Annotated in this window: 16 protein-coding genes; 6 read left to right on the forward strand and 10 right to left on the reverse strand. The window is 67.2% G+C overall.

The window, feature by feature from the left end:
* Positions 1 to 9: 9 nt before the first annotated feature.
* The 4 genes from BW991_RS24380 to hemP all read right to left on the reverse strand — a co-directional run bounded on the left by BW991_RS24380 (position 10) and on the right by hemP (position 1,114).
* Positions 10 to 135, reverse strand: coding sequence for a hypothetical protein (locus BW991_RS24380; RefSeq protein ID WP_280174126.1), 126 nt, complete (start codon positions 133 to 135; stop codon positions 10 to 12).
* Between the two features lie 112 nt (positions 136 to 247).
* The gene (bfr, locus tag BW991_RS16570; RefSeq protein ID WP_076603222.1) at positions 248 to 724 is read right to left on the reverse strand and encodes a bacterioferritin; all 477 of its coding nucleotides are present in this window, start codon (positions 722 to 724) and stop codon (positions 248 to 250) included.
* Positions 721 to 957, reverse strand: a complete 237-nt coding sequence (locus BW991_RS16575; RefSeq protein WP_076603223.1) for a (2Fe-2S)-binding protein — start codon at positions 955 to 957, stop codon at positions 721 to 723. Before BW991_RS16575 ends, bfr begins: the two co-directional genes overlap by 4 nt.
* 43 nt (positions 958 to 1,000) lie before the next feature.
* Positions 1,001 to 1,114, reverse strand: coding sequence for a hemin uptake protein HemP (gene hemP / locus BW991_RS24225; RefSeq protein ID WP_244551731.1), 114 nt, complete (start codon positions 1,112 to 1,114; stop codon positions 1,001 to 1,003).
* Between the two features lie 253 nt (positions 1,115 to 1,367).
* Here hemP and BW991_RS16585 point away from each other — a divergent pair, with 253 nt between their 5' ends.
* The gene (locus tag BW991_RS16585) at positions 1,368 to 2,075 is read left to right on the forward strand and encodes a fumarylacetoacetate hydrolase family protein (RefSeq protein WP_076603225.1); all 708 of its coding nucleotides are present in this window, start codon (positions 1,368 to 1,370) and stop codon (positions 2,073 to 2,075) included.
* Between the two features lie 47 nt (positions 2,076 to 2,122).
* Here BW991_RS16585 and BW991_RS16590 read toward each other — a convergent pair whose 3' ends face one another.
* From BW991_RS16590 to BW991_RS16615, 6 genes are all read right to left on the reverse strand, one after another.
* On the reverse strand, positions 2,123 to 2,551 hold the full coding sequence (locus BW991_RS16590) for a hypothetical protein (RefSeq protein ID WP_076603226.1): 429 nt from the start codon (positions 2,549 to 2,551) through the stop codon (positions 2,123 to 2,125).
* A 4-nt stretch (positions 2,552 to 2,555) separates the two neighbouring features.
* A complete protein-coding gene (locus tag BW991_RS16595; protein ID WP_084205123.1) occupies positions 2,556 to 3,782 on the reverse strand; it encodes a hypothetical protein in 1,227 nt (408 codons plus the stop codon).
* The gene (locus BW991_RS16600; RefSeq protein ID WP_170879122.1) at positions 3,779 to 6,232 is read right to left on the reverse strand and encodes an EAL domain-containing protein; all 2,454 of its coding nucleotides are present in this window, start codon (positions 6,230 to 6,232) and stop codon (positions 3,779 to 3,781) included. Before BW991_RS16600 ends, BW991_RS16595 begins: the two co-directional genes overlap by 4 nt.
* Before the next feature lie 21 nt (positions 6,233 to 6,253).
* Positions 6,254 to 7,633 (reverse strand): malonyl-CoA decarboxylase, encoded by a 1,380-nt coding sequence (locus BW991_RS16605; protein ID WP_076603228.1) that lies wholly within the window; start codon positions 7,631 to 7,633, stop codon positions 6,254 to 6,256.
* Between the two features lie 130 nt (positions 7,634 to 7,763).
* Positions 7,764 to 8,564 (reverse strand): prolipoprotein diacylglyceryl transferase, encoded by an 801-nt coding sequence (gene lgt / locus BW991_RS16610; protein WP_076603229.1) that lies wholly within the window; start codon positions 8,562 to 8,564, stop codon positions 7,764 to 7,766.
* 19 nt (positions 8,565 to 8,583) lie between these two features.
* Positions 8,584 to 9,270, reverse strand: a complete 687-nt coding sequence (locus BW991_RS16615) for a YceH family protein (protein WP_076603230.1) — start codon at positions 9,268 to 9,270, stop codon at positions 8,584 to 8,586.
* Between the two features lie 139 nt (positions 9,271 to 9,409).
* On the opposite strand from BW991_RS16615, the gene ilvD reads away from it, so the two are divergent.
* The 5 genes from ilvD to BW991_RS16640 all read left to right on the forward strand — a co-directional run bounded on the left by ilvD (position 9,410) and on the right by BW991_RS16640 (position 14,433).
* Positions 9,410 to 11,260, forward strand: coding sequence for a dihydroxy-acid dehydratase (gene ilvD, locus BW991_RS16620; protein ID WP_076603231.1), 1,851 nt, complete (start codon positions 9,410 to 9,412; stop codon positions 11,258 to 11,260).
* 44 nt (positions 11,261 to 11,304) lie between these two features.
* Complete coding sequence (locus BW991_RS16625) at positions 11,305 to 12,750, forward strand: EAL and HDOD domain-containing protein (RefSeq protein WP_076603232.1); 1,446 nt, start codon at positions 11,305 to 11,307, stop codon at positions 12,748 to 12,750.
* A gap of 46 nt (positions 12,751 to 12,796) precedes the next feature.
* Positions 12,797 to 12,991 (forward strand): hypothetical protein, encoded by a 195-nt coding sequence (locus BW991_RS16630; protein WP_076603233.1) that lies wholly within the window; start codon positions 12,797 to 12,799, stop codon positions 12,989 to 12,991.
* A gap of 1 nt (position 12,992) precedes the next feature.
* Positions 12,993 to 13,295, forward strand: a complete 303-nt coding sequence (locus tag BW991_RS16635) for a cell division protein ZapA (RefSeq protein WP_076603234.1) — start codon at positions 12,993 to 12,995, stop codon at positions 13,293 to 13,295.
* 331 nt (positions 13,296 to 13,626) lie between these two features.
* Positions 13,627 to 14,433, forward strand: coding sequence for a sulfite exporter TauE/SafE family protein (locus tag BW991_RS16640; RefSeq protein ID WP_076603235.1), 807 nt, complete (start codon positions 13,627 to 13,629; stop codon positions 14,431 to 14,433).
* Positions 14,434 to 14,438 lie beyond the last annotated feature (5 nt).

A 14,438-nucleotide genomic window follows, 5' to 3' on the forward strand; every position in this document is an offset into this window, starting at 1 on the left:
TCGCAGCGCTCAGCGGATCAGCAGGTCGATGAGCAGCGCCGCGAACGCCACGTACAGGACGAGGCGGTGCGCGGCAAAGGCGGGGCCCTGCCGCAGCGACGGATCCTTGATTTCACCCACGGTTCGGGTATGCATGCTGGCCAGTTCTCCGTTCGATCATTGACGCTGGCTCGTTCTGCGGGAGAACTGGCTTGCGGTATGCGTGTGCGCCGGCACTATCGGGGCCGGCGCGAAGGATGGGCGCGCGTCAGCTCGCGCTGCCCATCTGCGACTGCAGGTAATTCTGCAGCCCGACCTTGTCGATCAGTTCGAGTTGCGTTTCCAGGTAATCGATGTGCTCCTCGGTGTCTTCGAGGATCTCCTCGAAGATCTCCCGCGACACGTAGTCCTTACAGGACTCGCAGTACGCGATCGCCTCGATCAGCTCGGTGCGTCCGCCCTGTTCGAGCTTGAGGTCGCCCTGCAGGCATTCCGGAACGTTCTCTCCGATCAGCAGCTTGTTGAGGTTTTGCAGGTTGGGCAGTCCTTCGAGGAACAGCACGCGCTCGATCAGCTTGTCCGCGTGCTTCATCTCCTCGATCGACTCTTCGTACTCGTGGTGGCCGAGTTTCCCGAGGCCCCAGTTCTTGTACATGCGTGCATGCAGGAAGTACTGGTTGATTGCGGTGAGTTCGATGGTCAGCTGCTTGTTGAGGTATTGAATGACTTTCTTGTCGCCTTTCATACGGCCTCCACTGCCAGGGAATACGAGGGCGCGAACGCGGTCATCGCCGGTTTCGCGGTCGTCGTCTGTTCCGCCATCGCAGTACGCAGGCAGTCGCGCGCGCAGGTCGCGCAACGGCCGCATTCACCTGCGACGCCCAGCCGGGTCCGCAGCTCGCGCAAGGTCGAGACGCCTTCGCTGACTGCCTCGCCGATGTGGCGTTCGGTCACTGCGTTGCAGATGCAGACATACATAGTCTAGCCTCGTTGTTCCGTTTGTCGTGGTGGTGGAAGCCGATTACTTCGTCAGGATCAGTTTTCCTGCACGCGTGGCGCGCAGCACGTAGTGGGTGCCGTCATGGTCGATCGTCACGCAGGTCTGGCCGAGCAGCAGCCGTTCGCTGGGAATCACGGCGCTTGCCGGAAGGCCGGCTTCGCGGGCGTGCGGCGCGGCTTCCGCGGAGCGGGGAAGGGGGCAATGCGGATTGGCCTGTGCCTGCATGATCTGAGCGATAAAGCAAATAGGAACGATTCGCATTACAACATCGAGCGCTTGCCCGGTCAACTCCCCTGTGGTCTGATCGCCACCCGTCACGCCCCGCCACCCAGGGCCTGCTGCGCTCCATCCCTGGGCGGAACGCCGCGGCGAATTCCGGAGAAACGAGATGTCCGAAGCCTATGTGATCGAACCCGCCCCGCGTCCTGCCGTTCCCGTCGCGGGAGGCGGATTGTTCCCCGTGCGCCGCATCTACTGCATCGCGCGCAATTACGCCGCGCATGCGCGCGAAATGGGCGGCGATCCGAGCCGCGAGGCGCCTTTCTTCTTCACCAAGCCGGCCGATGCCGTGCTGCCCGTGCCCGCCGGCAGTTGCGGCGAATTTCCCTATCCGCCGGCGAGCAGCGACGTCCATCACGAGGTCGAACTCGTCGTCGCCCTGGGGGCGGGCGGGCGCGACCTGACGCCCGAGGCGGCGCGTGCCTGCATCTGGGGTTACGCGGTGGGCCTGGACATGACGCGCCGCGACCTGCAGGCCGAAGCGAAGGCCCTCGGCCGGCCGTGGGACAGCGGCAAGGCCTTCGACTGGGCCGCGCCGATTTCGCAGATCGTTCCGGCCGCTGGGCAGGTGCTCGAGGCGGGCGAGATCCGCCTCGACATCAACGGCGAAACGCGCCAGCGCGGCGACCTCTCGGACATGATCTGGACGATCCCCGAGATCATCGCCTTCTTCTCCCGCTACTACCGGCTGGAAGCGGGCGACCTGATTTTTACGGGGACGCCGGAGGGTGTGGGGCCGGTCGTCGTCGGCGACCGCCTGCGCGGCGTCGTCGCCGGTGTCGGCGAACTGGCGCTTCAGGTCGTCGCGTCGCGCTGAGTTCCCGAGGCCGCCGAGTCGGGGGCGGGCGGGTCAATGCGGGAGGGTCAGGGCAGACGCAACAGCACCTTTACGCGCCCGTCCGCCTCGGCGGCGGGCATGTAGCCGATGAGGTTGGGTTGTGCCGCGAGCCACTGCCGCAGCTCGGCCACGCTGTCGGCCTGCTGGGGCGGCAGCGCGCGCCCGGTGAACACCATGCGTGACCAATGGGCGCGGATCTGGTTGGCGTTCTTGCGCGTCAGTTGCTGATAGAACTGGTCGCGCACCGCTCCTGCTGGCAGGTCCGCGAGCGTCACCACGCTGCCGTCAGGAAGCGTGTGCGCGCGGCCGAGGTAGAACTGTTCCGCCTGCTCGGGCGTGAGTTCGGGCAGCAGGCTGCGGGCGCCCGCGACGATGACGATCTGCGCGAGCGCGCAGGGCGCAGCCAGCAGTGAGAGGGCGAGGAAACAGCCGCGAACCAGGCGAATCACCGGCATCCCCTCAGAAGCTCACGTCAAGTGACAGGCTGAAGGTGTTCAGCGTGCGGCCGCCGATGCGTGTCGTCTCCACATCGCCCCGTGGGGCGTACGAGCCCCAGGCGTCGCCGTCGGGTCTGGCCTGAGTGACCTCGGCCTTCACGGCCGCGTAGGCCGCGAGCTCCCAGCGGGCACCCAGGGTGACACTGCGCTGGGCGTTGTTGCGCGACACGAGGAAGACGTCCCACAAGGTCGCAAGCCGCCCGGATGGCAGTGTTGCGGCGGCAAACTGTTCGTCCAGCATCTGGCGCGCCACCACCATGTACGGCATCACCGGGCCGAAGCGCCTGCCCAGGCTCAGGTACCAGCCGTGCGCGCTCGCCGCATAGCGGTTGGTCTTGCGCCGCGCATACTCGCCGATGAGTTGCCAGCTGCCGTCGTCCCATTGCACGCCGACGGAATCGAAGCGCGTGCGGCCGTGCGTGCCCGACAGGTCGGAGATCACCCCGCCCTGACCGGTGCGCTGCAGGATATTCGAGACTGCGACGAACAGTGCGTCGCCGCGCTCCAGCGTGAACGTGCCTTCGCCGTGGCCCAGGTGCAGCGAGAAATCGCCGCGACTCAGTCCGAGGTTCACGCCGAGGGCTTCCTTCAGGCGGGCCTTTCCCTGAGGAAACGGAATGCGGCCGCCTCCGTAATAGGGGTGGACCTCGATGTCGAAGGCGTCGAACCGTGCGTTGTAGATGAAATCGACGCCGTCGAGGTCGTTGAAGGGATTGAGTCCGTAGACTTCCACCGGCGGCCGCACCCACGGATTCGCGTAATTCACGTAGAGCGAATCGGACAGCATGAAGAACGGCACGCGAACGCGGCCGAGGCGCACCGACAGGCCCGGTGCGAGCGTCTGCCGGAAGAATGCGAGCGTGAGCTGCGGATCCTGGCTCGCGCCGCCGTCCTCGCGCACCAAGCCTTGCAGCGTGATGTCGTTGTAGGGCGTGAGACGCAGGCTGCCCTGGATGCCGACGAGACTGTCGGGGCTGAAATCCGGATCTTTCTTGCCCGGGTAGTTGACGCCGTAGCGCGTAAACCAGACGTCCTTGTCGTCCGTGGACACGGCGCCGAGCGTACCGAAACCGGCAAACTCGAAGCGCGGGGGGGATGCCGGTGCGTCCGCTTCGGCGTGTGCGGGGGCCGCGGCGGCCGCAAGGAGCATCATCGCGGCGCAGCGGCGGAGCAGCCTGGTCAAGCTCATGCACTGGCCTCCTGGGCCAACTGTTGGCCGAACAGCAAGTGTTCGACGGCGTCGTCGTCGAGCGGGCGGGCGAACAGGTAACCCTGGCCGTAGTCGCAGCCCATCCCGAGCAGCAGTTCGGCCTGACGCGTCGTTTCGATGCACTCCGCGACCACGCGCATGCCGAGGTCGTGGGCGAGCTCTATGCTCCTGGCGACGATCGTGCGCAGGCGCCCGTCGTGTTCCAGCGAACGCACGAAGGACCCGTCGAGCTTCACGAGGTCGCAGGGGATCGTGTGCAGGTAGCTCAGCGCCGAGTAGCCCGTGCCGAAGTCGTCGATCAGCACCGACATGCCCGCCGTGCGCAGCTTCTGCAGGATCTCCGCGGCAGGCCCTTCCGGCTGGGCGAGCACGCTCTCGGTGACCTCGAAGCGCAGCATCTCGCGCGGCAGGCCGTGGCGGTCCACCTCGGCGATGATCTCGCCGGCGAGATCCGGGCGCCCGAACTGCGTCGCCGACAGGTTGACGCTGACCTTGGGAACGGCGGCATCGCTGCATGCGCGTTCGCGCCACTGGGCGATGCGCTCGCAGGCACGCGTCAGCACCAGCATGTCGAGCTCATGGATGAGCCCGAGCGTTTCGGCCAGCGGCACGAAGAGATTCGGCGGCAGCATGCCGCGGCCGGGGTGGCGCCAGCGCACCAGTGCCTCGAAGCTCGCGATCGAGCCGCTGTCGAGCGCGACGATGGGCTGGAAGTGCACGCTGAGCTCGTTGCGCGTCAGCGCATCGCGCAGGTCGCCCTCGAGCTGCAGGCTTTCCAGCGCCTGCGCATGCATGGAGGCGTGGAAGATCGCCACCGAGTCGCCGCCGCGCTGGCGGGTGCGCTGCAACGCGTTGTCCGCATCGCGCAACATCGTGTCGCCGTTCTCGCTGTCCTGGTAGTCGCTGCTCAACGCCATGCCGATGCGGAACTTCGGATACAGGATTTGGCCCGCGACACTGGTCGGCTTGGACAGGCGCTCGCGCAGCGCCTCGGCGAGGCGCAGGGCCTCGGCGGGATTCTCGATGCGATTGAGCAGCAGCGCGAACTGGTCCCCTCCCACCCGTGCCGCGATGTCGCCGTAGCGCAGCGTTTCCTGGAGCGTGTGCGCGACTTGGCGCAGCAGCGCATCGCCGGCCTCGTGACCGAAACTGTCATTCACGAGCCGGAAGCGTTGCAGGTTGATCGCGAGCACCGCGAAGTCCTGCCCGCCCACGCGGCGCTGCTGCCCCAAGGCGCTGCGCACGTGTTCGAGGAAGAGGGCGCGGTTCGGCAACCCGGTCAGGCCGTCGTGCAGCGCATCGTACTGCAGGCGGACCTGCGCCAGCTTGTGGGCATGCACGTCGCTGATCGATCCGGCCATGCGCACGGCGCGGTCGTGGTCGCCGCGCACGGCGACTCCCCGCGTCATGACCCAGCGATAATTGCCGTCCGGCTGGCGCGCCCGGTATTCGCATTTGAACTGGGAGCTGAAGCCCTTCAGGTGCTCGATCATCTTCGCCCGGTAGCCCGGCGCATCGTCGGGGTGGATACCGGTAAGGACCTCGTCGGGGCTGTAGTAGAGGCGTCCGGCGGTCAGCCCCGCGATCTCGCAGTAGCGCGGCGAGCAGTAGACCTGCCCCTCCGTGATGTTCCAGTCCCACAGGCCGTCGTGTGCGCCCTGGATCGCCAGTTCGTAGCGCTGTTCGCTGGCCTTCAGGCGCTCGGCCGAATCCTGCAGCTCGCCGATGCGGTCCTGCAGGTTCGCCGCCATCACGTTGAAACGCCGCGCCAGGCGGGCCAGTTCGTCGTGGCCGTTTTCGGGCAGGCGGTGATCCAGCTTGCCCGCCGCGATCGCCTCGCTGCCGGCGAGCAGGCGGGTCAGGTTGCGGGTCAGCAGGTAGCCGATGCCCGACAGCAGGCCGAAGGTCATCAGGATTTCCGCCAGCGCGATCGCTGCGCCCTGTTCGGTGATCGCCTTGCGGGCCGCCGCCAGGACCGACACGGACACGCCGAACTGCATGAATCCGACTTCGTTGCGTTCGAGCAGCAGCGGCCGGCGCACATGCACGATTCCGCCGGCGCCGCCGCCGCGGGCGTTGCCGTGGTCGACCTCGGGCAATGCCTGTGTGTCGGGCAAGCCGGCATTGACCAGCACGCGCCGGTCCGGCGCGACGATGCGCACGTAGATCAGGCCTTCGTCGGCCTCGCTCAGGAGTTCGCCGAGCACGTCCTGGAGGGCGTCGAACTCGCCCATGTCGCCGTACGCGACCGCCATCGCATGCAGCATCGTGGCGTTCTGGTTGACGAGCGTGTTGAGGCTCGCGTTCGTTGCCTGGTTCATCAGGCGGACGCTGTTCGCGAGCAGCAGCGTCAACAGCACGACCTGCACCACGGTGCTGGCGAGCAGCAGCCGCATGCGGATCGAACTGAGACGGAGCGAAAGTTTCACGATCGGGGCCGCTCCCTGCGCTTATCGTCGTGCGAGGCGCCTGACGCCCGCGGCGGCGTCGATGCGGCCCGTGTCCACGAAGGACTCAACATTGTCGACGATGCGGTCCGGGTCGTACAGGTAATTGACCATGACGCCCCACGACTGGCCGAGCCCCTTCGCCGAGGTGTCGGCGAGCCAGTTGAGCCGCTCGACGCGGGCGCCGTTGCCGAGATGGAAGCGGGCAACGGGATCGAGCGGCAGCTTGTCGCGCTTGGCTTCGAGGAGGTAGGCGGCGGTCGCCTTGAGCAGCGGATCGCGCAGCGCGCGGGCGAGTGCCGGGTTGCCCGCCCACTCCGGATCGCCCGCAAGCACCCGGGCGAGGAGGGGGGATTCCGGCCCGTCGATGCCGGCTGCCGCGAGGCGCTTCCAGTCCTCCTCGCCGAACGTCGCCACGATGTCTTTAGAATTCTTTGCCGCCCACTTCACGAGTCCCGGGATCGGCGACAGCGTCGCAAAGGTCTTCAGGCGTGGGAAGTCGCGCTGCAGATCGTCGACGACGCGCTTGAGCAGGAAGTTGCCGAAGGAAACCCCGCGCAGCCCGTCCTGCGTGGCACTGATCGAATAGAAGATCGCCGTGTCGGCACGCTCCGCGTCGGCCGCCGGTGCGTTCTCGTCGAGCAGTTTCTGGACGTTGTCGGCGAGGTCGTCGAGCAGCGCGACCTCGACGAAGATCAGCGGCTCCTGCGGCATGCGCGGATGGAAAAAGGCGTAGCAGCGGCGGTCCGAGCCGAGTCGGTTCTTCAGGTCCTTCCACGAGCGGATCTCGTGCACCGCCTCGTACTGGACGATCTTCTCCAGCAGCGCCGCAGGCGAGTTCCATGTCACCCGTGTGAGCTCGAGGAAGCCGACATCGAACCACGCCGTGAGGCGCGCATCGAGTTCGCGGTCGAGCGACTTCAGTTCCTTGTCATCGTCGAGGAAGCGCAGCAGGTCGGCGCGCAGGTCCACGAGGAACTTCACACCCTGCGGAATCGCGTTGAACTGGGTCAGGATGCGGATGCGCGACGAGCGCATCGCCGCGCGCAGCTGCGCCTCCGCGTCCCACTGCTTCGGCGTGCCGACGGCGGCCTGATAGGCCTCGTGTGCCTTGGCGATGCGTTTCGGCTCGGGGCCGAACTCGAGTGCGATGATGCGCAGGAAGGCGTGGCGGCCGGCGTCGTCGAGCTTCAGGTAGGTGTCGGCAAGGCGCGCCGCGCGTATGCGCGTCGAGACCTCGCCGCCGCGGCTTTCCGCGCATTCGTGCAGTTGGCGGCGAATCCGGTCCAGCTGCTTCTCGGTCGGCTCGCCGTTGCGGGCGGCAGCGCCGGCGACGATTTCGCGGACTTTCGAAAGACTGCGCGATACCAATCCGGGTGCCATCTGCACTCTCCTTTGCGTCATCGTGCCAGAAATGAACATGTCATCGTGCGAACTTTTGCACGGAACTGCCCCGCCGGTTATGTCGTCCGGTTATTCAGTCGCGCCCGTCTGTGCGGGCGTCATCGATTCCTCAGCGGGCGCCTGCCCCTGTGCCGCGACCCGCTGCCAGCAGCCACGCCCCGGCGGCGAACATCGGCACGCACAGCCACTGCGCCGTCGACAGTCCCAGCGAGAGAACGCCGAAAATCCCCGGATCCGGGGTGCGGAAGAATTCCGCGGCGAAGCGCAGAATCGCGTACCCGAGCAGGAACGTCGCCGACACCGCCCGCGCAGGGCGCGGCTTTGCCGCATACAGCCACAGCAGCACGAACAGCAGGAGGCCCTCGCCGGCGGCCTGGTACAGCTGCGAAGGGTGGCGCGGGAGGTTGTCGACCCACGGATAGATCATCGCCCAGGGCAGGTCGCCGTCCACCGGCCGGCCCCACAACTCGCCGTTGATGAAGTTGCCGATGCGCCCCGCTGCGAGGCCGGTCGGCACCAGCGGCGCGATGAAGTCCGTGACGGCCCAGAATCCCTTGCCCGTGCGCCTGCCGTACAGCCACATCGCTGCCAGCACGCCGAGGAAGCCGCCGTGAAAGCTCATGCCCCCTTTCCACACGGCGAGGATCTCGGCCGGATGCGCCAGATAGTAGGCCGGCTGGAAGAACAGCACTTCGCCCAGCCGCCCGCCGATCACCACGCCCAGCATTCCGTACATCAGCAGGTCGTCGATCTGCTGCGGCGTCCATCCCGTTTCGGGGCGGCGGCGCGCGTGGGCGCGCCCGAGCAGCATGAACAGCACGAACGCGACGAGATACATCAGGCCGTACCAGCGTACCGACAGCGGGCCGAGCGACAGTGCGACAGGATCGAACTGCGGATGGATCAGCATGGTTGCCACGCGCCCCGCTTCAGTCGAACTGGGCGCGGAAGGTGTCGAAGTCGCTGCGCAGCCGGTCGAGTTCCTCGCGCAGGCGGCGCACCTCGTCTTCCAGTTCGGTCGTGCGTCCCCGCGCGGCACCGCCGGAGGGCGCACCCGCCAGCGATTCGCCCATCGCCTCGAACGCCGCCGTTCCCCCCAGCAGGTGCGCGTAGCGCGTCTCCTTGGTGCCCGGTGCGCGCGGCAGGGCGTCGGCCATGGGCGGGAATTTCTCGGCGAGGTGCTCCAGCACCGCCTCGACCGCCCCGATATCGTCGAAGCGGTACATGCGCTCGGCGCGCTGGCGTATTTCCCCGGCCGTCTGCGCGCCGCGCAGCAGCAGTACTGCGACGACGGCCTGTTCGGCCGGCGGCAGCGAATGGCGCAGGCGCACGAGGTGCTCGTACTTGGCCACGCGTCCGCTCGCCTGATCGCGCCGCGACACCAGTTTGCGCGTCATCAGGCGGTCGACCGCGGCCTGGACTTCCCCGTCCGACAGGCTCATTACCGGCTCGCGTCCGGTCAGCTGATTGCAGCCGGTGACGATGCCGTTCAGCGACAAGGGATAGGCGTCCGGCGTCACGAAGGCCTTCTCGATCAGGACGCCGAGGACGCGGATTTCTATCGGATCGAGGTCGAAGCCATCGGTGGGGGAATCGGGGGCGCTTGGCTCGGTCATGGTTATCGTTGGTGTGGGGCAGGGCCTGGGTGGGCAATGATAGCCGAGCACCGTTTGCCTTCGGTTAGAATTCCAAGACTTGATTCCGTGTGACGCACCGCCGATGCAGCGTGCGCCCGAACCCTGAGTAGAGGACACCATGCCCCAGTACCGTTCCCGTACCTCCACCGCCGGCCGCAACATGGCGGGTGCCCGCGCATTGTGGCGCGCCACCGGCATGAAGGATGGCGACTTCGAAAAGCCGATCATCGCCGTCGTCAACAGCTTCACCCAGTTCGTGCCGGGGCACGTGCACCTGAAGGACCTCGGCCAGCTCGTCGCGCGCGAGATCGAAGCCGCGGGTGGCGTCGCCAAGGAGTTCAATACCATCGCCGTCGATGACGGCATCGCCATGGGCCACGGCGGCATGCTGTATTCGCTGCCCTCGCGCGAGCTGATCGCCGACAGCGTCGAATACATGGTGAACGCGCATACCGCCGACGCCATGGTGTGCATCTCGAACTGCGACAAGATCACCCCGGGGATGCTGATGGCCGCGCTGCGCCTCAACATCCCGGCGATCTTCGTCTCGGGCGGTCCGATGGAAGCGGGCAAGGTCAAGTGGGAAGCCAAGGTGATCTCGCTCGACCTCGTCGACGCGATGGTCAAGGCCGCCGACAGCAGCTGCTCGGACGAGGAGGTCGATGCGATCGAACGCTCCGCCTGTCCGACCTGCGGCTCATGTTCCGGCATGTTCACGGCCAACTCGATGAACTGCCTGACCGAGGCGCTGGGCCTGTCGCTGCCGGGCAACGGCACCGTGCTCGCGACGCATGCCGACCGCGAACAGCTCTTCCGCAGGGCCGGCCGCACCATCGTCGACATGGCGCGCCGCTACTACGAGCACGACGACGCTGCGGTCCTGCCGCGCTCGATCGCGAGCTTCAAGGCCTTCGAGAACGCGATCAGCCTCGACGTCGCGATGGGCGGCTCCACGAACACCGTGCTGCACCTGCTGGCCGCCGCCCGCGAGGCGCAGGTGGATTTCACGATGGCCGACATCGACCGCGTCTCGCGCAAGGTGCCCTGCCTGTGCAAGGTCGCGCCCGCGGTGGCCGACGTGCATATCGAGGACGTGCATCGCGCCGGCGGCATCATGGGCATTCTCGGCGAGCTCAACCGCGCCGGCCTGCTGCACGCCGAAGTGCCGACCGTGCATAGCAAGACCCTCGGCGAAGCGATCGCGCGCTGGGACATCATGCAGGCGCACGACAACGCCGTGTTCGAGTTCTACAAGGCCGCGCCCGGCGGCGTGCCGACCCAGGTCGCGTTCTCGCAGAACCGCCGCTGGAACGAGCTCGACATGGACCGTTCCAAGGGCATCATCCGCGACCGTGCCAACGCCTTCACGCAGGACGGCGGCCTCGCCGTGCTGTACGGCAACATCGCGGAGAAAGGATGCATCGTGAAGACGGCCGGCGTCGACGAGTCGATCTGGAAATTCACCGGCAAGGCGCGCGTGTTCGAGAGCCAGGAAGCGGCGGTCGAAGGCATCCTCGGCGACAAGGTCGGCGCGGGCGACGTCGTGATCATCCGCTACGAAGGGCCTAAGGGCGGCCCCGGCATGCAGGAGATGCTGTACCCGACGAGCTACCTGAAGTCCAAGGGGCTGGGCAAGGCGTGCGCGTTGCTCACCGACGGCCGCTTCTCCGGCGGCACCTCCGGCCTGTCGATCGGCCACGCCTCGCCCGAAGCGGCGTGCGGCGGCGCGATCGCGCTGGTGGAGGAGGACGACACGATCGAGATCGATATTCCGAATCGCAGCATCCGCCTGGCGGTGAGCGACGACGAGCTCGCCCGGCGCCGTGCCGCGATGGAAGCGAAGGGCAGCCGGGCGTGGAAGCCGGCCAATCGCCAGCGCGTCGTTTCGGCCGCGCTGCAGGCCTACGCAGCACTTACGACCAGCGCCGATACCGGCGCCGTGCGCGACGTGACCCAGGTGCAACGCTGACGCGATGAGCGTGCGCGCGGCCTTCGACGGCGGCAGGCCCTGAGATGCTGGGCTGGCTGAAGCGTCTCTTCGGCATCGAGCCCGAGCGGCCGGCATTCTCGCCGGCCATTCCCGTCCAGCCGCGCGAACCGTCGCCGTCCGCAGCGCCGCCGCAGCCGTCGTCCGTTTCTCCGCCTGCGGGGCCGGGGCCGACTGCGGTGCCGGCTGCCGCGAACGTCGTGCCACGCCCGGCCGACGACGAGGTGCGGCCGGCCGATGCGTCGCTTTCGCTGCTGTGTCGCAGCGAAATGCTCGACCGCGACCAGAACCTGACCGGCTACGCCTTCGAACTGCGCGAGGACGTCGCCGGGCGCATCCGTGCGACGGGGCGGCGTGCGCGCGATTTTCTCGACAGCCTGCTCGTCGAGCAGATCGACCGTTACGGCCATGGCGCGGCGCTGAAAGCCCGCCGGGTGTGCCTGCGGGTATGGGAGGGCTTCCTCGCCAATCCCGCACTGGAGCGTCTGCAGGGGCTCGATGCGACCCTGCTCGTGCGTCCCGAGCTGCCCACGCGTGCCGCGTCCGCCGAAACGTTGGCGAGCGCTGCGCGCCTGCGCGCGGCCGGCGTGCAGATCGTGCTCGATCACGGCGAGCCCGGGGTGTGGCTCGACAGCATGCTGCCGCAGGCCGATGCAGCGCTGTTCCGCATGGGGTTCTGCCTGCCCGAGGACCTCGGCCTGTACATCCGTGCGGTGCGGCAGCGGCGCGCCGACTTGCCCGTGTGGGCCTGGGAGGTGGGTACGCCGGACGAGTTCGAACTCGCGGCGAGGCTCGGCTGCAAGGCGTTCTCCGGCGGTTTCGTGACGCGCCGCGAAGACTGGAAGGGCAACTCGCTGTCGCCGCACGGCATGCGCCTCGCATCCCTGCTGCAGCGTCTGCGCAGCGGCGTGGATACCCAGGAAATCGCCGTCATCCTCAAGCACGATCTCGCCCTCGCGTATCGGCTGCTGCGCTACGTGAATGCGGCCGCGTGGGGGCTCAATCACCCCATCAGCTCGGTCGAACAGGCGATCCTCGTGCTCGGGCAGCAGCCGCTGCAGCGCTGGGTGTCGATGATGTTGCTGGGCAGCGCGCGCAGTGCGCCCGGTGCCGCCGTCGTGATGGAGGATGCCCTCGTGCGTGGACGCCTGCTGGAGCTCCTGGGCGGTCTGCGTGGCGAGCGCGACCCCGCCGCCCAGCTCTTCGTGCTGGGCCTGTTCTCGCTGCTCGACGTCGCGCTGAAGGTGCCGCTCGAGGACGCGATCCGCCCGCTGAAGCTGTCCGACACGATGCAGGATGCCCTGTTGCACCAGCGCGGGCCGATGGCGCCGTATCTCGAACTGATGCTCGCATTCGAGCGCGGCGATGCACAACGCGTGACCTCGTTTGCCAACGTGCTGGGCATCGATGTCGGCGAACTGAACCGGTTGCAGTTCGAGGCCCTCGACTGGGTGCATTCGGCCGAGGCCTGAGCGGACTGCCTTGACCGCCTCCCGGGGCGCCTCTACCATCCCGCCGATGGACGCAGAACTGAATAAACTCGAGAACCAAGTCGAACAGATTGTCGGCCTGCTCGAATCGTGCCGCGCGGAAGGGCGCGAGTTGCGCACGCGCGTCGTGCGGCTGGAGGCCGAGAACCGTGTGCTCGCCGACAAGGTCCGGCTTGCAACGGAAAAGCTCGAAGCCCTGCTCGCGCAGTTGCCGGAATCCTGACATGCCCACCGACACCCTCGACATCTCCCTGCTCGGGAAGACCTATTCCGTCGCCTGCCGTCCCGAGGACCGCGAAGGTCTGCTTGCGGCGGTCGCCTTTCTCGAAGAAAAACTCAACAGCCTTGCGGCGCGCACCAACGCGTCGGGCGAGAAACTGGCTGTCATGACCGCGCTGAATATCGCGCACGAATTTTTGCAGTTTCAGCGCTCCGGCGGGTTTGACATGCAGGCCGCGAAGCGTAGAATCGGTCTCGTGAATGCGCGGCTCGATGGAGTGCTGGCGCAGCAGGAAAAGCTTTTCTAACAGGTAGTTAGCGCGGGTTGGTGCGTATGTAAGGTCAATCCCCGCTGTGTCGTCGAAGTCGTAGATTCCTTGGACCAATGTCGAGAGACTTGGTCGCGGACCATGGATGCCGCAGGTGTGCACGCCCCTAGCCGGGTGAGCCTGATGCGGAAGGAAAGCGACCTCCCTGAACCCCAGGTTCAGGATGCCGGCCGAGGCGACACTGCGGGGGCCAAACGAGAGAGGCGCGGATTTCGGTCCGCGCCTCTTTTTTGCTTTTTTATTTTGCCATGTCCGGCGCGGGGGCCGGAACGCCGCGGAGCGGATTCCGCGCAGCTAGGGAAGGGAATTGATGGATTTCGATGTGTGGTGGCTGAGCTACCTCGCGCTGGGGGCCTTCGTCGGATTCTTCGCCGGCCTGCTGGGGGTCGGCGGCGGCGGGATCATGGTGCCGGTGCTGACTTCGCTATTCGTCGCGCAGGGGATGCCGCGCGAGAGCGTCGTGCATCTGGCGCTCGGCACGTCGATGGCGGCGATCGTCATGACCTCCATCGCGAGCCTGCGTGCGCACCACAAGCACGGCGCGGTGCGCTGGGACGTCGTGCGCTTCATTGCGCCGGGGATCCTCGCCGGCACCTTCGCGGCGACCTTTGTTGCCTCGCGGATCGAATCCAAGCCGCTGGCGATCTTCTTCGCCTGCTTCATGGCCTATGTGTCGTTGCAGATGCTCGCGAACATCAAGCCCAAGCCCTCGCGCGAGTTGCCCGGGCCGGTCGGGATGAGCGCGGTGGGTGCCGGCATCGGCGGCATTTCCGCGCTGGTGGCGATCGGTGGCGGTTCGCTGTCGGTGCCGTTCATGACCTGGTGCAACGTGAAGGTGCATCACGCAATCGGCACCTCGGCGGCGATCGGCTTGCCGATTGCGCTGGCGGGCACGCTCGGCTACCTGGTGAACGGCTGGGGCAGCACGGGGATGCCCTCCTACAGCCTCGGGTTCATCTATCTTCCGGCGCTGGTGCTGATCAGCGTCGTGAGCACCTGGACCGCGCCGCTGGGCGCACGGCTGGCGCACCGGCTTCCGGTGGCCGTATTGAGAAAGATCTTCGCCGGCGTGCTGATGCTGCTGTCGGCCAAGATGCTGCACGCACTGTTCTTCTGAACGGC

This window comes from Aromatoleum tolulyticum (genome assembly GCF_900156155.1).
Classification (GTDB): Bacteria; Pseudomonadota; Gammaproteobacteria; order Burkholderiales; family Rhodocyclaceae; genus Aromatoleum; species Aromatoleum tolulyticum.